The sequence below is a fragment of the Terrabacter sp. 05T424 genome, assembly GCF_056396225.1.
This window is the reverse complement of the sequence record NZ_JBFTLB010000001.1, coordinates 534,288-552,744: the sequence shown is the minus strand read 5'-3', so window position 1 is coordinate 552,744 and position 18,457 is coordinate 534,288. Positions and strand designations below refer to the sequence as shown.

Here is an 18,457-nt window from a genome sequence, read left to right as displayed (position 1 = left end):
GTCAGGCCGGAAGAGTGCGCAGCAGCTTGACGAGGTCGGCTTCACTCGGGACCTCGGGTCGTACGGAGACGCCTTCGGCCGCGTAGTAGAACGCCGCGTCCACCTCGCCGGGGTCTACGCCACGCAGCCGGGCGAAGGCGACGGCATACGCGGCGAGCTGCAGCGTGCGCACGCGGGCGTCCTGACCCGTTGGACGTGCGCCGGTCTTCCAGTCGACGACGGTCCAGCCACCGTCGTCGCGGGCGAAGACGGCGTCGATGCGACCGCGCACGGCGATGCCGTCGATGATCGTCTCGATGGACAGCTCGATCTCGTCGGGCACGCGGTCGGCCCACTCGCTCGCCAGGAAGTGCTCCTTCATGACATCGAGGTCGGTGTCGTCGGAGGCGCCCTCGTCGGCGCTGCCGGGCAGGTCGAGCAGGTCGACCATGGCAGCCCGGGAGTAGTGCTCCTCTATCCATGCGTGGAAGGCGGTGCCCTGGCGGGCAGCGACGGCGGGAGCGCTGGGCATGGGACGACGCAGGTTCATCGCGAACGCCTCGACGTCGCGTGCCAGCGAGACCACGGCGGAGGCCGACAGGTGGCGGGGCACGTCGACGACGGGCTCACCGCGCGAGCGCCGCGCGGCCCGCTCGGCGAGGAGCAGCCGCAGGTCATCGAGGCGTGGGTCGGCCGGCGGCGCGTCGCCTGATCGCACGGCCTCGGCCAGGCGGGCGACGACGCCCACGAGGGCGGCGCGGCGGTGGGCCATCGGGTCGTGGGGCCAGATCGCCGACACCGGGTCGACGAGGTAGGGGTTGCTCGGCGCGACGGCGCGGCCCTTGGAGTCCTCGACGGGGTCGGGTGCCGGGTGCCACACCTGCTGCGTGACCGCGTCGCCCAGGGCGTCGCGGATCTCGAGGAGGAAGCGGCTGGGCACCGAGAGGGTCTTCTTCGTCGCGCCCCAGACGTGCGTGGTGAGCAGCACCTCGTTGCGGGCGCGCGTCACCGCGACGTAGGCCAGTCGGCGCTCCTCGGCCACGGCGTGCCGACCGCCGGCCAGGGCGAACTCCTCGACGGCCACTCCGAGCTGTTTGCGGTCGGGGATGCTGCGCCAGTCGAGGTGCGGGAGTCCGTCACGGTCGCCACGCAGCTCGTAGGGCAGCGAGTCGAGCCCGACGAGCCACCCCTTGTCCTTGGGGGTGCCCGAGCAGGCGTACTCGGGTGGATCGGAGTCGTCGACGAGCGACACCGAGGTGGACGAGTGGTCGGGGAACGCGCCCTCGACGAGCGCGGGGACCGCGACGACGTCCCACTCGAGGCCCTTGGAGGCATGGACCGTGAGCACCTGGACCGCGTCGGCATCGGATTCGGTGTGGCCGGCGTCGAGACCGCGCTCCTGCTCCCGGGCGGCCTCGAGCCACGCGAGGAACCCGCTCAGGGTGGGCCGGTCGGCGCTCGTCGCGTAGCGCGCCGCCACGTCGGCAAAGGCGTCGAGGTGCACGCGGGCCGTCGACGCGGTGTGCTCGTGGCGGGCCAGCACCTCGATGTCGAGACCGAGGGCGACCTCGGCCTCGGCCACGAGGTCGACGAGCGGCAGAGCCGTGAGCCGCCGGAGCCGGCGCACGACCGCTGACAGGCCGTGCAGGCGGCGCATGGCCTCTGCACTGATGCGGGCTCCATCGCGGGCGACCCAGCCGGGACGAGGCAGCTCGTCGAGCGCCTCGACGAGTGTGGCCGTGTCGGCGCTGTCGGTGGCGAGGTCGCTCCCCCGGCGGTCGTCGTCGGACCGCGCGCTGTCGGATGACTCACCGTCGGACGGCTCATTGTCGGAGGGCTCGCTGACGGACCGCTCGCTGCCGTCGACCGGCCCGTCGGTGGCCGGGGCACGTCCCGAAGCGCCGGGATCGGCAGGCCGACCGTGCAGGTCACGGGCCCACGCCCAGAGGCCGGCGAGGTCGGCGGCGCCGAGACGCACGACGGGACCGGTGAGCAGCCGCATGAGCTGGTCGCCGCGGGTGGGGTCCTGGACGACCCAGAGCGCGGCGACGAGATCGCTCACCTCGGGCGTCACGAGCAGGCCGCCGAGGCCCACCACCTCGACCGGCAGGTCTGCCGCCCGGAGCGCTTCGATGACGAGCGGGAAGGACGAGCGGCGTCGGCACAGCACGGCCGCGGACCGGCCGGTGCGCCGGCCGCTCGGCGAGCGCCACCGCTCGGCCACCCACGCGGCGACGTGCGCCGCCTCGGCCTCGGCGGACTCGAGCCGGTCGATGGTGACCGTGCCCGGCCCGGCGCCCGGTCGAGCGGTGAGCGGCTGCACGTGCGCCGTTGCCAGGGGCGCGGCGGTGACGTTGGCGGCAGCGAGGATGAGCTCGTCGTTGCGCCAGCTCGTCGACAGCGGAAGCACGTCGGCGGGGCCCTCCGGCCCGGCGAACTCGGACGGGAACCGCAACAGCGTGGTCGCGCTCGCGCCGCGCCAGCCGTAGATCGACTGGTTGGGATCGCCGACGGCGGTCAGGGCGACGGACGGGTCGTGGAAGAGGGTGCGCAGCAGGGTCAGCTGGGCCTCTGAGGTGTCCTGGAACTCGTCGAGGAGCACTGCCGTGAAGCGGTCACGCTCGATCTTGCCCACCTGCGGCATGGTCGACGCGAGACGCGCCGCGAGGGCGATCTGGTCGGCGAAGTCGAGCGACTCGCGTGATCGCTTGAGCTCGAGGAAGGCCTCGACGATCGGCACCACGAGCCGGCGCTCGCGCAGGACGCCGAGGACCTCCTTGGCAGGCGACAGGCTGCCCCTGCCGTCACCGTCGGGCAGCGCGTCGAGACGCGCCAGCACGTCGTCGAGGTGCGCCGTCACCTCGGCGGGGGTGCGCACGTGCTCGGCCATCTCAGCCGCGAGGGACATGACGGCGTCGATGATGTTGCCCTCGGACCGGGTCATGCCGTCCATCGGGCCGTCCCACCGAGACACGGACTCGGCGGCGAGCTGCCACGCGCCCGCCTCGGTGAGCACTCGGAACTCCGGCTCGATGCCGACCCGGAGGGCGTGCTCACGCACGAGCCGGCCGGCATACGAGTGGTAGGTGGAGACGGTCGGCGTGCCGCCGAGCACCTCCGCTCCGGTGCCGTCGTCGGCGGGCGGGGTCCAGAGGCCGGCCCGCTCGAGGCCGCGGAGGCGCTTTCCGATGCGGGCCGAGAGCTCGGCCGCAGCCTTGCGCGTGAAGGTGAGCCCGAGCACCTGGTCGGGCGTGACGAGGTCGTTGGCGACGAGCCAGACGACGCGGGCGGCCATGGTCTCCGTCTTGCCCGAGCCGGCACCGGCGACGACGAGAAGCGGGCCGGGACCGGCCTCGATGACCGCCGCCTGCTCTGGTGTGGGTGGCGGCAGCTCGAGGGCGACGGCGATGTCGCGCGAGGAATGGCGCACTGACGTCGTCGTGCGGTCGAGGGTCTCGGTCACAGGGCATCACCCTCCGGCTGGACCGGGCAGGAGGACTTCACCGGGCAGGTGCGACAGGTGCTCTGGGAGGCGGTGAAGGTCGCGGCTCCCATGCCCTCGGCAGTGGCCTCGACCAAGGCCCGGGCCCACGTCGGGTCGGTCACGCTCGTCACAGCCTCCTGGGTCATCACCGACGGTTGCAGGCCCGAGAGGCCGCCCTTGCCGATGAAGACGAGGGCCGCCCCGGCGCTGTGCTGGCCGAGCTCGGAGAAGCCCCCCTCCTCGACGGCGACCTGGTAGGCGCCGAGCTGCCCGTGCTCGGCGAGCTCGGCCTTGGTCGGCTTGCTGGTGCCGGTCTTGAGGTCGACGATGCGCAGGCCGCCGTCGCGGTCGCGCTCGATGCGGTCGACCCGACCACCGACGACGGCGCGGCCGACCTGCACGCGGAACGGCGTCTCGACCCCGACCCGCTCTCGCTCGCGTTCGGCGACATCGCGGTAGGCGACGAACCTCGCGACCATGTCGTGCGCCTCGCTTCGGGTGCGGTCTGTGACCCAGCCCGGTGGCAGCCCGAGCCGGCCCCAGCGGTCGTCCACCTCGGCGTCGAGCACCTCACGGGTCGCGTCGGGCTGCTCGGCGACGATGTCGTGGACGAACGTGCCCACCGATGCCGCGCCCAGCTGCACGCCCTCGCCACCCACGGCCGTGAGGAACCAGCGCAGCCCACACTCGTTGAAGTAGGTGACCTTGGAGGGCGAGACGTGCACCGCCTCATCGGCCGGCCGCACCGTGTTGTCGCTCGTCACGTCGCGCAGGGCCCACCAGGTCGCCGGGTCGGCCCCTCGCACGCCCTCACGCGCGGCGACGGCGAGCAGGGCGAGGGCGCGCTCGGCCACGGCCGGGTCGGGGCTGGTGACCTCGCGACGCAGCTCGCCGACGAGGCCCGGGAGGGTCATCGTGCGACCCACCTCGCTGTGCGCACGCACCTCGTCGGCGAGGCGGGTGCGGGCCGGAGGGTCGACGAGGTCGAGGTAGACCGACGGCTGCTCGTCCTCGTTGCCGACGGCGGTCACGAGCAGCCGCTCGGTGGCACGGGTGACGGCGACGAGGAAGAGGCGCGTCTCGTCGTAGCGCACGGCGGCCTGGGCCGCGCGGAAGCCGACCGGCCGCTGCGCGACGACGTCGACGAGGTCTTCGGAGCCGAGCACCGAGCCGCGCAGGCGCAGGTCGGGCCACACACCTTCCTGCACCCCGGCGACGACGACGATGCGCCACTGACGGCCGGCCGCCGTCTGCGGGGTGACGAGCGAGACCCGGCCACCAGACTGCCCGCCGACGAGCAGGGTGTCGCCGGGGACGTCCTGGCCCTGGATGTGCTCGAGGAACGTGTCGGGCCCCGCGGTCGGCAGCCGGTCGACGAAGGCGCCGGCTGCATCGAACAGGGCGAGCACGGCGTCGAGGTCACGGTCGGCTCGCTCCCCCGTCGAGCCGCCGGCGAGGGCCGCTCGGCGCCATCCTTCCGCGACGGCGGCGCCCTGCCAGATCGCCCAGAGCACCGACTCGGCGTTGACACCGGCGACCCAACGCCCCTCGTCGCCGATGCGCGCCGCTGCGGCGCCGGCAGCGAGGGCGGCAGCCACTCGTGCGGCGGGGCGGGCGACCTCACCGAGAAGGGCTGCCCGCGGGGCGTCGAGGAGCAGCTGCGCGAGAAGCTCGTCGCTCGAGCGTCCTCCGCCCGAGGACAGCTCGTCGTGACGGAGCCGGCGGCGCAGGCGACGCAGTCCGACGGTGTCGGCGCCTCCGATCGGCGAGAGCACGAGGTCGGCGGCACGCACCGGGTCGATGGCATGCTGCTCACCCCGGTGCTCGCCACGGGCGACCTCGAGGCTCTCGGCGAGGAGGTGCAACAGGGGGCGGACCGCGCTCTCGTCGCGCACCGGGGTCTCGGCGCTGCCTGCCTGCACCGGCACACCTGCCTGCCCGAGCAGCCGCCGCATGGTGTCGGCGCGGGCCGAGCCGCGCACGACGACGGCCATGTCGGTCCACGGCACGCCCTCGACGAGATGCGCCCGGCGCAACCGCGTGGCGACGTGGGCGGTCTCCTGGGCGGCCGACCGGAGGAGCGCCACCTCGACGCTGCCCCGCTCGGGGTCGGACGTGGACGGTGCCAGTCGACGTTGCTCGCCGCCACCGAGCGCCCCGATGCGCCGCGACACCCTGTCGGCGACCGCGGTGAGCGCCGGCCCGAGCCGGTGGCTGCGGTCGAGCACGACCGTCTCGGTGCCGCGGTGAGCGGTGCGACCCGGCGGCACGTCGGGCTCGATGAAGTCGAGCAGCGTCGGCTCGTCACCCACGGCATACGGGCTGCGCCCAAGATCGCCGAGATCGTTCCACCCGCTCGCCAGGAACCTGGGGTCGGCACCGCGGAAGGCCTGGACCGCGACGTCGGGGTCGCCGAGCAGCACGATGCGTGGGCCGCCGCGCGCCACGACACCCAGCAGCCGGGCGGCGGCGGACGTCAGCTCCTGGGCGTCGTCGACGACGACGAGGCCCACGCGCTCGTGCAGCCGGTCGAGGGCGGACGGGTCGTCTTCGAGCAGCTCGGCCGCGGCGGTGAGCACCCAGGCAGGGTCGTAGGACCCGTGCCGGCTGAACGAGGTGACCTGGTCGTACTCACGGAGCACCTGCGCGGCTGCCACCCACTCCGGGCGGTCGTGCTCGACACCGAGGCGGGCCAGGTCGTCGGGCCCGAGGCCGTGCTCGACGGTGCGCATGAGCAGGTCGCGCAGCTCGTTGCGGAAGCCGCGCGTGCGTAGGGCGTCGCCCAGCGCCGCGGGCCAGGTGGGGCCGGGCACCTCGCCGGACGCGTGCCCTGCCAGCAGGTCTCGCAGGATGACGTCCTGCTCGGGCCCGTTGAGCAGACGCGGCGCGGGCTGGCCGTGCAAGGCCGCTTCGGCGCGGAGGATGCCGAACCCGAACGCTTGCCACGTGCGGGCGAGCGACTCGGTGGAGGTGCCATCGAGACGGGCCGTGACCTGCTGGCGCAGGCCCGCGGCCGCGCTGCGGCTGGAGGTCAGCATCAGGCACGCGTCGGCCCGCAGACCGTGCCGGCGCACCCCGTCGACGACGAGCTCGACGGCGAGGGTCGACTTGCCGGAGCCGGGCCCACCGAGCACGCGGAGCACGCGCGCTCCGGAGTCGAGTGCCGCCTGCTGTCGCTCGTCGAGCCGCACCGCCGCCGACACCAGGGCGGGAGCTCGACGAAGGATGACCACCCGCAGATTCCATCATGGGCCGCCGACAGGGTCACGGGACCCCGCGAGGACGCCGCAGGGCCCGGACGGCATACGCCCGGGCCCTGCGTGTCAGTGCGTCAGGACGTCACGTCAAGTCGAAGCGGTCCGCCTCCATGACCTTCGTCCAGGCGGCGACGAAGTCGCGGACGAACTTCTCCTTGGCGTCGTCGCTGGCGTAGACCTCGGCCAGGGCGCGCAGCTGCGAGTTCGAGCCGAAGATGAGGTCGACGGCGGTGGCCGTCCACTTCAGGTCACCGCTGGCGACATCGGTGATCTCGTAGACGTTCTCCTCCGCGACCGACGCCTTCCACTGCGTGCCGGAGGCGAGCAGGTTTCTGAAGAAGTCGTTCGTGAGCACGCCGGGACGGTCCGTGAACACACCGTGGGCCGTGCCGCCGACGTTGTTGCCGAGCGCCCGGAGGCCGCCGACGAGGACGGTCATCTCGGGGACCGTGAGGCCGAGCATGTACGCCCGGTCCAGGAGCAGCGCCTCCGGCTGCAGCTTCACACCGGGACGGAGGTAGTTGCGGAAACCGTCGGCACGCGGCTCGAGCACGGCGAAGGAGTCGACGTCGGTCTGCTCCTGCGTCGCATCGGTGCGGCCGGCGTGGAACGGAACGGTCACCTCGACTCCCGCATCCTTCGCGGCCCTCTCGACTGCCGCGGAGCCCGCGAGCACGATGAGGTCCGCGAGCGAGACCTGGGCTCCGCCGGACTCGTTGAACTCCTTCTGGATGCCCTCGAGCGTGTCGAGGACCTGGGCCAGCTGGTCGGGCTGGTTGACGGTCCAGCTGCGCTGGGGCTCGAGACGGATGCGTGCACCGTTCGCGCCGCCGCGCTTGTCGGTGGAGCGGAAGGTCGCAGCCGACGCCCACGCGGTGGAGACGAGCTGGGAGACCGACAGGCCGGAGCCGAGGACCTTCTCCTTGAGGGCCGCGACATCGGTGTCGCCGACGGTCTCACCCTCGACGGCCGGCACGGGGTCCTGCCACAGCTGCGTCTCGGGAACCCATGGGCCGAGGAAGCGCGAGACGGGGCCCATGTCACGGTGGAGCAGCTTGTACCAGGCCTTGGCGAAGGCCAGGGCGAACTCGTCGGGGTTGTCCTTGAAGCGCCGCGAGATCTTCTCGTACGCCGGGTCGACCCGGAGCGCGAGGTCGCTCGTCAGCATGGTGGGCCGGCGCTTCGGCGAGTCGGGCGTGGGACCGGGGATGACCGCCTCGGCGTCCTTCGCGACCCACTGGTGGGCACCAGCGGGGCTCTTCTCCAGCTCCCACTCGTGGGCGAAGAGGAACTCGAAGTAGTCGTTGCTCCACTGCACCGGGGTGCGCGTCCACGTCACCTCGAGGCCGGAGGTGATGGCGTCGGCACCCTTGCCCGACGCGTACTCGCTCTTCCAGCCCAGACCCTGCTGCTCGAGGGGCGCACCCTCGGGCTCGGGGCCGACGAGGTCGGGATCGCCCGCGCCGTGGGTCTTGCCGAAGGTGTGGCCGCCGGCGATGAGGGCGACCGTCTCCTCGTCGTCCATCGCCATGCGAGCGAAGGTCTCGCGGATGTCGCGCGCCGAGGCGAGCGGGTCGGGGTTGCCGTTGGGGCCCTCGGGGTTGACGTAGATGAGGCCCATCTGGACGGCGCCCAGAACGTCGTCGAGCTGCCGCTCACCGGTGTAGCGCTCGTCGCCGAGCCAGGTGTCCTCCGGGCCCCAGAAGATCTCCTCGGGCTCCCAGACGTCCTCGCGGCCGAAGCCGAAGCCGAAGGTCTTGAAGCCCATGTCCTCGAGGGCGACGTTGCCGGCCAGGACGAGAAGGTCGGCCCACGAGATCTTCTGACCGTACTTCTGCTTGACCGGCCACAGGAGGCGGCGGGCCTTGTCGAGGTTGCCGTTGTCGGGCCAGCTGTTGAGCGGGGCGAAGCGCTGGCCGCCATCGCCGGCGCCGCCGCGACCGTCGTGGATGCGGTAGGTGCCGGCCGCGTGCCAGCTCAAGCGGATGAAGAGGCCGCCGTAGTGCCCGAAGTCGGCCGGCCACCAGTCCTGCGAGTCATGGAGCACGTGGACGATGTCCTGCTTGAGCGCGTCGAGGTCGAGCTTGGCGAACTCGGCCGCGTAGTCGAAGTCCGCACCGAGGGGGTTGCCCTTGGGCGAGTGTGCGCGCAGCACAGACAGGTCGAGGGAGTCGGGCCACCAGTCCTTGATGCCGTGGGGCCGGCCGCCGGTCTTGGGCGTCGGCGAGTCGAGCGCCGGGTTCTCGCTCTCGCTGCCTCGAGCGGTGGCCGAGTCGTGCATGACCGGGCAGCCGCCCTCGGCCTTGCGGTCCACCCCCTGCGGGCTCTCGGGCGTGACGTCGTTGGGGCTGTCGGTCATGAGTGGGTCCTTCCGGGCATCGTTGTCACTTCAGGCAATACGGGCGGTCGAACAGTCAGGGCAGGTGCCCCAGTAGGTCACCTCGGCTTGGTCGATGACGAAGCCGTGGTCTTCGGATGCGGTGAGGCACGGGGTGTGGCCGACCGCGCAGTCGACGTCGGCGATGGCTCCGCAGGAGCGGCACACGACGTGGTGGTGGTTGTCGCCGACGCGCACCTCGTAGCGCGCGACCGAGCCGGCGGGCTGGATGCGACGCAGCAGGCCGGCGTCGGTGAGGGCGCGCAGCACGTCGTAGACGGCCTGGTGCGAGATGTCGCCCGCGGACTCGCGGACCCGGCGGATCACCGAGTCGGTGTCGGCGTGGGGGTGGTCGCGCAGCACCTCGAGGATCGCGACGCGCTGGCGGGTCACGCGCAGGCTCGAGTCGCGCAGCAGCGCTTCGACGTCGGTCCGGGGCATGACCGGAGTCTTTCGGGTTTTCTTGAACAAATCAAGTCTTTGGAGTGACGTCCTGCTGACGCTGCGGCGCTCGACGCCGCCCCTCTCCTCGTACGATGCGCAGGGGGCGACGCGCGGGACCGGCCCGCCCAGTCGCGAGACCACATCGCACATCCGGGGGCTGCGCATGGCACCAGAGAACGGCAGTCGGGAGTCCCCGTCGCGCCGCCTCGTCGCCTGGGCCTGGCCGAGCCACCCCGCGACGTGGCGGGAGCTGCCGGAGCGCCTCCGACCCACGCTCGGAACGGTGTTCCGGCTCACGGCGGCAGCGGTGGCCGCCTACGTGCTCTCCCAGGTCGTCACTCCCGGAACCCCCGACCTGACCGGCCCCCTCACGGCACTGCTCGTCGTGCAGGCCTCGGCCTTCTCGACGATCAAGATGGGCGCCGTCCGGGTCGGTGCGGTTCTCTCGGGCATCCTCGTCGCCACCCTCCTGTCGACCTGGATCGGCCTGACGTGGTGGAGCCTCGGCGCCGCCATCGCCGCGTCCCTGCTGCTGGCGAAGGTGCTGCGCCTCGGCGAGCAGGCGCTGGAGACACCCATCAGCGCCATGCTGATCCTCGGGGTGAGCAACCACGACATCGCCTCCGAGACCCGGATCGTCAACACCCTCATCGGTGCCGCCGTCGGGGTGGCCTTCAACGTCGTCTACCCGCCGGCCATGCCGATCGGTCAGGCGAGACAGGCCCTGCTGCGCGTGGTCGAGGCAGCAGCCGCCGCGCTCGACCATGCCGCCGAAGCCCTCGAGGCGGGCCCGGTCAGCCGCGAACAGGTCGCGGGCTGGATCGACCGGGTCCGTTCCGCGAACCGCGAGGTCGCCCGGGCCACGGAGACGATCAGCCACCTGAGGGAGAGCCGCCGCTTCAACCCGCGGGCCCTGGGCACGGTCGACGTCGAGCCCGTCCTGGCCTCGGCACTCGACACCTTCGAGCAGTGCCTCCTCGCCATCCGCGCGCTCTTCACCGTGCTGCTCGCCGAGCTGCCACCCGAGAGCGCACCAGAAGATCCCTACGGTGACGAGCTGCGCTCGGCGTTCGCGGTCGTCCTGCACGACACCGCCGACTGCCTGCGCGCCTTCGGGGGCTTCGTCGTCGCCGAGTCGGAGGGGCGCGAGCAGGACACCGAGCAGGCACTGGCGGAGAGCCTCGACATCCTTCGCGAGACCCAGGCCATCCTCACCGAGCTGATCCTCGTGCGGGCCAGGGAGGACACCTCGTCCTGGCTGCTGCGCGGCTCCATCCTGGCCGCGGTCGAGCAGGTGCTGGCACGGCTCGACCTCGAGGACCGGGCCCGCGTGCACCAACAGTGGAAGGAGGAGCAGCAGCGTCGTCCGCTGGCGCACCTGCCCCGGATCGTCCACGACGCCCTTCCCCACCCGGACCGCCCCTACCCCCGCGGGCTGCGACCGGGCCGGCGGCGCGAGCGACCCGGCCGGCGATGACTCGGGCCGGGCGGGTCCGGCCTGCGCTCTACTCGTCGGACGCGACGAGCTCGACCTCGAAACCCTCGCCGCTCTCGAGGTAGGCGGCGTAGTGCTTCGGGCCGCCGGCGTACGGGTGCCTGTCGGCGAACATCAGGCTCCAGCCTCCGTCACCACAGGCGTCGACCAACGCGTCGACCTCGTCGCGTGAACCGCCATGGAAGGCAAGGTGGTTCAGGCCCGCGCGCGTGCGCTCGTGGCGGCCCGCCACGACGTCGGGGCCGGCCTCGAGCACGAGGTAGAGCGACCCGAGCTCCCACGCCTGGCCGTGCCCCCAGTCGTCGCCGAGGTGGTAGCCGAGACGACCGAGCAGCCACCCCCACTCGCGGCCGGCTGCGGCGATGTCGTCGACCCAGATCTCCACGTGGTGGAGGCCACCACGGGTGCCCGGCGCGCCGGCCGCTCCCCCGAAGTCCCACCGCGCCCTGTCCATGTCGGCGCGTCCGCCATCGACGAGGCCCCGCACCATCGGCGTGCCCTCGGCCCGCCAGTGCTCGACCGCCTCGCTCTCGAGGCCCTGCGGCGGCCGGCCGTCGGAGCGGATGACGCGCCACCAGGGCACGTCGGAGCCGTAGCGGCTCATGACGGTGCCCACCGTCCGGGGGCCCATGCCCCCAAGGCGTTTCGCGATGTCGCCGTAGGCGAGCACGCGCCCCTCGGGGATCGTCGCGACGAGGTCGAGCACGCGCTCGGCGTGGTCCTCCAGCGGCACGGGCGTCCTCTCGCTGTCGGTGCAGATGGCGTACGCGGGTGGCTCAGTACTCCGGTTGGCTCGGGTCGATCTCCCGCAGGTACGCGAGTATGCCGCCCTCGACGTTGGCGACGTCGGTCAGCCCCGCACGCAGCGCGAGCCGGGTCGCCTCTGCAGAGCGTGCGCCCACCTTGCAGTGAATGAGCACCCTTCTGCCGGAAGGCAGCTCGTCGAACGCCTCACCCGAACGGAAGCGGTCGAGGTGGATCGGGACAGCGCCGGGGATGCTCGCGATGGCGCGCTCCTCGTCGCCGCGGACGTCGACCAGCAGTGGCGGGTCGGTCGCGTCGAGCTCGGCTGCCATCTCTCGCACGGTGACGGTCGGCAGGTCGCCCTCGTCGGGCTCGGCGGCGCCCGGCACACCACAGAACTCGACGTAGTCGATGAGCTCGGTGACCGTGGGCGTCTCACCACACACCGGGCACTCGGGATCGGCGCGGACGGTCAGCGTGTCCCACGTCTGGCGGAGCGCGTCGTGCACCATGAGCCGTCCGACGAGTGGCTCACCGATGCCGAGGAGCAGCTTGATCGCCTCGGTCGACTGGACCGACCCGATGGCAGCGCACAGGACGCCGAGCACGCCGCCCTCGGCGCAGCTGGGCACCGACCCCGGGGGCGGCGGGTCGGGGAAGACGCAGCGGTAGCAGGGCCCGTGGCCGGCCCACCAAACCGACACCTGGCCGTCGAAGCGCAGGATCGAGCCCCACACGTGCGGCTTGCCGAGCATGACGCAGGCGTCGTTGACGAGGTAGCGCGTCGGGAAGTTGTCGGTGCCGTCGACGACGAGGTCGTAGCCGGCGATGATCTCGAGCGCGTTGGAGGAGTCGAGGGCCACGTCGTGACGCACGACCGTGACGTGCGGGTTGACGCGGTGGACGGCGGCCTCGGCCGACTCGGTCTTGGGCCGACCGATGTCGGCGTCGGAGTGGATGACCTGGCGGTGGAGGTTGGTGAGGTCGACGACGTCGGCGTCGACGACGCCGATCGTGCCCACGCCGGCGGCCGCGAGGTAGAGCAGGGCAGGCGAACCCAGACCCCCCGCGCCGACCACGAGCACCCGCGCCGCCGACAGGCGCTCCTGGCCATCCCGACCCACATCGGGGAGGAGGACGTGCCGCGCATACCTCGTCGTCTCCGCCCTGGACAGCGGCCGACCCGTCTTGACCAGCGGATCCGTCGACATGCCATCACCGTACTGCTCGGTATGGTGAGACGGACACGGTCGTCCGCCTCGGCGGTCGGCGAGCAGGCACCAGTGACACGCAGAGATGCGAAGAGGATCCGCATGGCAGATGAGATGACCCCACCGGGCCGCGGCCAGCGGCTTCCCCGATCGGAGCGGCGTGCCCAGCTGCTCGATGCTGCGCTCGGGGTGTTCGTCGAGAACGGCTACCACGCAGCAGCGATGGACGACATCGCCGCGCGCGCCGGGGTCTCCAAGCCGGTGCTCTACCAGCACTTCCCGGGCAAGCTCGAGCTCTACCTGGCACTCATCGACCAGCACACCGGCGAGCTCGAGCAGCTGGTCCGCGACGCCCTGACACTGCCCGACAACAAGGCTCGCATCAACACGATGACCCGCGCCTACTTCGACTTCGTCGGCCAGGAGGGCGCGGCGTTCAGGCTCATCTTCGAGTCCGACCTCGCCAACGAGCCCGAGGTGCGCAGGCGCCTCGACCAGATCGACCTCACGTGCGCAGAGGCGATGGCCGAGATCATCCGCAGCGAGACGTCGATGGGCCAGGAGGAGGCGGTCCTCGTCGGCGTGGCCTTCGTCGGGCTGGCCCAGACGTCTGCGCGCCACTGGCTGACGCACGAGGCGAACCTCTCCCGCGAGACGGCGGTGCGCATCACCGCAGCCCTCATCCGCCGCGGCTTCGGCGCCTTCCCCGCCGTCGGCAAGTCCGAGGCGAAGTCCGAGTCGAAGTCCGAGGCCAGGTCCGACAGCGACAGGCCGAGCGGCTCGGCCCGGGAATCCGTCGGCACCACGGCTGGTTAAGGTGACGACGGGACGCGGTCGACCGCGTCCACACGAACTGAGAAAGCAGGTTTGACGTGGAGGTCCGCATCGGCGTGCAGAACGTGGCACGCGAGATCACCTTCGAGACGACGCAGTCGACCGACGAGATCTTCTCCGCCGTCAAGGCGGCGCTGGGATCCGACGTGCTCGAGCTGACCGACGACAAGGGCGGACGCATCATCGTCCCGTCCGCGTCGATCGGCTACGTCACGACCGGGGCAGAGAAGAAGGCAGGCGTGGGCTTCGGCGCCCACTGACTGGACAGCGCTTCACGAGCAGCACACTTCCCCAAGGGAACCGGTCCCGCACCGGCCGTGCCGAGGCCGCCGACCGCACGGTCGGCGGCCTTCTGCGTCCGTCCTCGATGCTCGTCCTTCAGATGCCGGCTGCGCGTGGGACATCCCGACGACCGGGGTAAGGGGTTGGATGAGAGTGAGCCGGGCCCACCGGTCGCCGTCGCCCGCGTGCCGGGCACCGAAGGAGGAACGCGAAGTCATGATCGGAACCATCCTGATGGCCCTCGTCGCGGGAGCGATCGTGGGGCCGCTCGCCCGGCTCGTCCTGCCGGGCAAGCAGAACATGGGTGTCCTGCTCACCGTTATCCTCGGGGCCCTCGGGTCCCTCATCGGCGCCTTCATCTACTACAAGGCGACGGGTGTCAGTGACACCAAGGGGATCGACTGGATCTCGGGCCTGATCGGCGTCGTCGTGGCGGCCGCGCTCATCGTCGGCTACGGAATGGTCACGGGCAACCGCCAGACGCGCTGAAGCGCAAATGTGACAGCCACATCCACCACTCCAGCACCAAGCAGTGAGACATTGAGGTCGTTGCACGAATCGTCCGCAACCCGCGGACCAGTGGGTCACCACCTGGTGGCCAGAAGGAGCTGTGACACATGATCGGCACCATCATCGGAGCAATCGTCGTCGGCGCCATCATCGGCGCACTCGGACGGCTCATCCTGCCCGGCAAGCAGAACATCTCGATCGTCGTGACGATCCTCATCGGCATCGTCGCCAACGTCATCGTGACGCTCGTCGTGCGGCAGCTCGGCTACTCCAACCAGTCCGGCATCGCCTGGATCCCGCTCATCCTCGGCGCCATCGTCGCGGCGATCCTGATCGTCGTCTACGGCCGCATGAGCCACAAGTCGGTCTGACCCGCCTCGGCACGACGAAGGGGCCCGACCGCATTGGTCGGGCCCCTTCGTCATGCGCCCACCCGAGACCTGACAGGTCGGCATACGCCCCTCTAGGCCGAGAGGCCGAGGCTCCCCATGCGCCGCGAGTGCTCGTCGGTGAGCCGGGCGAACATGCGACCGAGCTCGGCGAGGTCTGCGCCGGCGCGCCCGGGCGCCCCCACGAGGATGCTCGCCAGCGCGTCACGCTCGACGCCCACCCGCTGCGCCTGCGTGATCGCCTCGCCGACGAGCCGCCGGCCCCAGAGCGCAAGACGCCCCGCGAGCCGAGGGTCGGCGGCGATCGCCTCGCGCACGACCGTCACCGCGAACTCCGCCTGGCCGGTGTCTTCGAGGACGCTCACGACGAGCGAGCGGGTGTCCTCGTCGACGTAGCGCGAGATCTCGCGGTAGAAGTCCTGGGCGATGCCCTCACCCACGTACGCCTTGACGAGCCCTTCCAGCCAGTCGGAGGCGCTCGTGCGCTCGTGGAACGCGTCGACCGCCGGCACGAACGGCTCCATCGCCGTCTCGGGCTCGACGCCGAGCGACTGCAGGCGCTCGGTGAGGATCGAGTAGTTCCTCAGCTCGTGCGCGGCCAGGGTCGCCAGCGCCGACTTGTGGCGCAGGGTCGGAGCCAGCTCGGCGTCCTTCGCGAGCTGGCTGAAGGCGCGCAGCTCGCCGTAGGCCAGGGCGCCCAGCAGGTCGGTGACCGCCGCGAGGTAGCCGGGCTCGTCTGTGCGTTCGGGCGTGGCGTCGTCACTCATGCGCCCAATGTAGTGATTGGTTTCCGGCCTTTTGCCCGCGTGCCGGTAGAGTGAGCGGGACAACTCGGTGCCCGGTCGGCCCGATGGTTTGCCCAGATGGTGCTCGCGGACTCCCCGCGCACCGGTGGAGCCCGCCCAGATGCGAGAGCCACCCGCCGTCCCTGACAGTCTCCGATCGGCCCGTCACGCGCCACTGAGCTCCCGCCTCGCCGGGGTGCTCGTGCCGATCGAGAGATGCCCATGACCCAGCCCCACGAGACCCCCGCCGACGCGGAGGTCACCACGGACGCGCCCGAGACGCTCGCGGACGCCTCCCCCGAGACCACGGCCGAGGTCCTCGCCGAGGCCCCCGCCGAGCCCATCGCGCCGGCGCCGTCGTTCGCGGACTTCGACGTCCACCCTGAGATCGTGGCCGCCCTGGCCGAGGCCGGGATCACCACCCCGTTCCCGATCCAGGCGATGACCCTCCCCGTGGCCCTCTCCGGCCACGACATCATCGGCCAGGCCAAGACCGGCACCGGCAAGACCCTCGGCTTCGGCGTGCCGATCCTCAACCGCGTCGTCGCCCCCGGCGACGAGGGCTTCGACGCCCTGACGCGCCCCGGCAAGCCGCAGGCCCTGGCCGTGGCCCCCACCCGCGAGCTCGCCGTGCAGGTGGCCGGCGACCTCGAGCGGGCCGGCAGGAGGCGCGGCATCCGCGTGCTCACCGTCTACGGCGGCCGCGCGTACGAGCCGCAGATCGAGGCCCTCAAGACCGGTGTCGAGGTCGTCGTCGGCACGCCCGGACGCCTCATCGACCTGGCCAAGCAGGGCCACCTCGACCTCTCACAGGCTCGCACCGTCGTGCTCGACGAGGCCGACGAGATGCTCGACCTCGGCTTCCTGCCCGACGTCGAGACGCTCATGTCGCTGACGCCCGGGTCGCGCCAGACGATGCTCTTCTCGGCCACGATGCCGGGCGCCATCGTCGCGCTCGCGCGCCGCTACATGTCCCAGCCGACGCACATCCGCGCGATGGGCGACGAGAACGAGAACGCCCACACCGTCAAGGCGGTCGAGCAGTTCGTCTACCGCGCGCACGCCATGGACAAGGTCGAGATGCTCTCGCGCATGCTCCAGGCCAAGGACCGCGGCCTCACCATCATCTTCAGCCGCACGAAGCGCACCGCAGCCAAGGTCGCCGACGAACTCGTCGAGCGCGGCTTCGCGGCCGCCGCGATCCACGGCGACCTCGGCCAGGGCGCCCGCGAGCAGGCGCTCCGCGCGTTCCGCAACGGCAAGGTCGACATCCTCGTCGCCACCGACGTCGCGGCCCGCGGCATCGACGTAGAGAACGTCACGCACGTCATCAACTACCAGTGCCCCGAGGACGAGAAGACCTACCTGCACCGCATCGGCCGCACGGCCCGCGCCGGCAACACCGGTGTCGCGGTGACCTTCGTCGACTGGGACGACCTGCACCGCTGGGCGCTGATCAACAAGACGCTCGACCTCGGCATCCCCGAGCCGCAGGAGACGTACTCGAGCTCCGACCACCTCTACTCCGACCTCGACATCCCGACCGACGCGAAGGGCCACCTGCGCAAGTCGCAGCAGCGGCTCGCCGGCCTCGACGCCGAGGAGATCGAGGACCTCGGCGAGACCGGCAAGCGCCACGGGCGAGGCTCGGGCTCAGGCTCTGGCCGCGGTGGCGAACGCGGTGGCGAACGCGGCGGTGACCGTGGCGGGCGTCGCGGCGACCGTGGCGACCGTGGCGGCTCACGCTCCGACGATCGCGACGAGCGAGCGGGCTCCGCCGACGAGGCGGCAGGTGGTGCGTCGGAGGCCGGCGAGAGCCGCCCGCGCCGCAGCCGCAACCGTCGGCGTACGCGTGGCGCTGGTGCCGCTGCCGCCGGTGCTGCCGGCTCCGAATCCACCGAGTCTTCCGCCGCCCCCACGGGCGGTCCGGACGAGTCGGCGTCGGGCGAGGGCCAGTCGCGCCCGCCGCGCCGGCGCCGCCGCCGCGGTGGCTCGGGCCGCTCGGGCGAGACCGCATCGGCCACCGCCGATGCCGGCACCGACTGACGAAGCCCGGACCCGCTGACCGAGGGCCGCGTCCACCACCTGGTGGACGCGGCCTTCGTCGCACCCGGACCCCTTTCGACTCACCCACCCCCGTCGGAAACGGAGCACTCGACCGCCCCTCACCATCGAGTGCCCATTTCCCCACGCCGGCGCCGCGTCGGAAACTGAGCACTCGAGCCCCACCATCGAGTGCCCATTTCCCAACGCCGGCGCCGCGTCGGAGACTGAGCACTCGATGAGTGGGTTCGCCGCACCCACGGCATTTCTGCCCGAATCCGGGCAGATTCTTGGCATTCAGCCGTGCGATGCCTCATGATCCAGGGGTGCCCGACCCCGATCTCGTCGCCCATGTGGCCACCTCGACCGGTCTCTCGGAAGGCGAGGCCGCTCGCGTCGTCGGCGACGTCCTCGCCCACTACCGCGAGCCCGTCGAGGACTACGTGCGCCGACGGCACGCGAGGCTGCAGCTGCACGGCGCCCGAAACCCGGACATCTACCGCACCATCGCGGCAGAGCTCGGCGACCGGCTCGTCGCCGCTCCGGAGCTGAGCGAGCGGCAGCTGCGCCGGATCATCTACGGCTGACCCCCGCCTCGCGACCACGTGCCCCGAGGGGCAGCC

14 protein-coding genes are annotated in these 18,457 nt (G+C 72.0%); 7 read left to right on the top strand and 7 right to left on the bottom strand.

What is annotated here, in order from left to right; all coding sequences use genetic code 11:
- Position 1 precedes the first annotated feature (1 nt).
- The 4 genes from AC1DE0_RS02575 to AC1DE0_RS02560 form a co-directional block, all read right to left on the bottom strand.
- Positions 2 to 3,442 (bottom strand): ATP-dependent helicase, encoded by a 3,441-nt coding sequence (locus AC1DE0_RS02575; RefSeq protein WP_478096800.1) that lies wholly within the window; start codon positions 3,440 to 3,442, stop codon positions 2 to 4.
- Positions 3,439 to 6,696, bottom strand: coding sequence for an ATP-dependent helicase (locus AC1DE0_RS02570; protein WP_478096798.1), 3,258 nt, complete (start codon positions 6,694 to 6,696; stop codon positions 3,439 to 3,441). The genes AC1DE0_RS02575 and AC1DE0_RS02570 overlap by 4 nt, the downstream gene beginning before the upstream one ends.
- Positions 6,697 to 6,802: 106 nt before the next feature.
- Positions 6,803 to 9,079 (bottom strand): catalase/peroxidase HPI, encoded by a 2,277-nt coding sequence (gene katG, locus AC1DE0_RS02565; protein ID WP_478096796.1) that lies wholly within the window; start codon positions 9,077 to 9,079, stop codon positions 6,803 to 6,805.
- 30 nt (positions 9,080 to 9,109) lie between these two features.
- Positions 9,110 to 9,538: a Fur family transcriptional regulator gene (locus AC1DE0_RS02560; RefSeq protein ID WP_478096794.1), complete on the bottom strand. Its 429-nt coding sequence runs from the start codon at positions 9,536 to 9,538 to the stop codon at positions 9,110 to 9,112.
- 166 nt (positions 9,539 to 9,704) lie between these two features.
- Between AC1DE0_RS02560 and AC1DE0_RS02555 the strand changes: the two genes are divergently transcribed.
- Positions 9,705 to 11,018, top strand: coding sequence for an FUSC family protein (locus tag AC1DE0_RS02555; RefSeq protein WP_478096792.1), 1,314 nt, complete (start codon positions 9,705 to 9,707; stop codon positions 11,016 to 11,018).
- A gap of 28 nt (positions 11,019 to 11,046) precedes the next feature.
- Here AC1DE0_RS02555 and AC1DE0_RS02550 read toward each other — a convergent pair whose 3' ends face one another.
- Both AC1DE0_RS02550 and moeB read right to left on the bottom strand, forming a co-directional pair.
- Positions 11,047 to 11,769: an MGMT family protein gene (locus tag AC1DE0_RS02550; RefSeq protein WP_478096790.1), complete on the bottom strand. Its 723-nt coding sequence runs from the start codon at positions 11,767 to 11,769 to the stop codon at positions 11,047 to 11,049.
- 43 nt (positions 11,770 to 11,812) lie between these two features.
- The gene (moeB, locus tag AC1DE0_RS02545) at positions 11,813 to 12,991 is read right to left on the bottom strand and encodes a molybdopterin-synthase adenylyltransferase MoeB (protein ID WP_478096788.1); all 1,179 of its coding nucleotides are present in this window, start codon (positions 12,989 to 12,991) and stop codon (positions 11,813 to 11,815) included.
- Positions 12,992 to 13,093: 102 nt separating this feature from the next.
- On the opposite strand from moeB, the gene AC1DE0_RS02540 reads away from it, so the two are divergent.
- The 4 genes from AC1DE0_RS02540 to AC1DE0_RS02525 all read left to right on the top strand — a co-directional run bounded on the left by AC1DE0_RS02540 (position 13,094) and on the right by AC1DE0_RS02525 (position 14,988).
- Entirely contained in the window at positions 13,094 to 13,807 is a 714-nt protein-coding gene (locus AC1DE0_RS02540; protein WP_478096786.1) for a TetR/AcrR family transcriptional regulator, read from the top strand.
- Between the two features lie 56 nt (positions 13,808 to 13,863).
- Entirely contained in the window at positions 13,864 to 14,085 is a 222-nt protein-coding gene (locus tag AC1DE0_RS02535) for a DUF3107 domain-containing protein (RefSeq protein ID WP_478096784.1), read from the top strand.
- A gap of 238 nt (positions 14,086 to 14,323) precedes the next feature.
- Complete coding sequence (locus AC1DE0_RS02530; RefSeq protein WP_386050416.1) at positions 14,324 to 14,596, top strand: GlsB/YeaQ/YmgE family stress response membrane protein; 273 nt, start codon at positions 14,324 to 14,326, stop codon at positions 14,594 to 14,596.
- A gap of 128 nt (positions 14,597 to 14,724) precedes the next feature.
- The gene (locus tag AC1DE0_RS02525) at positions 14,725 to 14,988 is read left to right on the top strand and encodes a GlsB/YeaQ/YmgE family stress response membrane protein (protein WP_478096782.1); all 264 of its coding nucleotides are present in this window, start codon (positions 14,725 to 14,727) and stop codon (positions 14,986 to 14,988) included.
- Between the two features lie 92 nt (positions 14,989 to 15,080).
- On the opposite strand, the gene AC1DE0_RS02520 is transcribed toward AC1DE0_RS02525, so the two are convergent.
- Complete coding sequence (locus tag AC1DE0_RS02520; protein WP_478096780.1) at positions 15,081 to 15,773, bottom strand: ferritin-like fold-containing protein; 693 nt, start codon at positions 15,771 to 15,773, stop codon at positions 15,081 to 15,083.
- 240 nt (positions 15,774 to 16,013) lie between these two features.
- Here AC1DE0_RS02520 and AC1DE0_RS02515 point away from each other — a divergent pair, with 240 nt between their 5' ends.
- Together AC1DE0_RS02515 and AC1DE0_RS02510 are read left to right on the top strand one after the other, a co-directional pair.
- Positions 16,014 to 17,837, top strand: a complete 1,824-nt coding sequence (locus tag AC1DE0_RS02515) for a DEAD/DEAH box helicase (protein WP_478096778.1) — start codon at positions 16,014 to 16,016, stop codon at positions 17,835 to 17,837.
- Between the two features lie 323 nt (positions 17,838 to 18,160).
- Positions 18,161 to 18,421 (top strand): hypothetical protein, encoded by a 261-nt coding sequence (locus AC1DE0_RS02510; protein WP_478096776.1) that lies wholly within the window; start codon positions 18,161 to 18,163, stop codon positions 18,419 to 18,421.
- Positions 18,422 to 18,457: the final 36 nt, after the last annotated feature.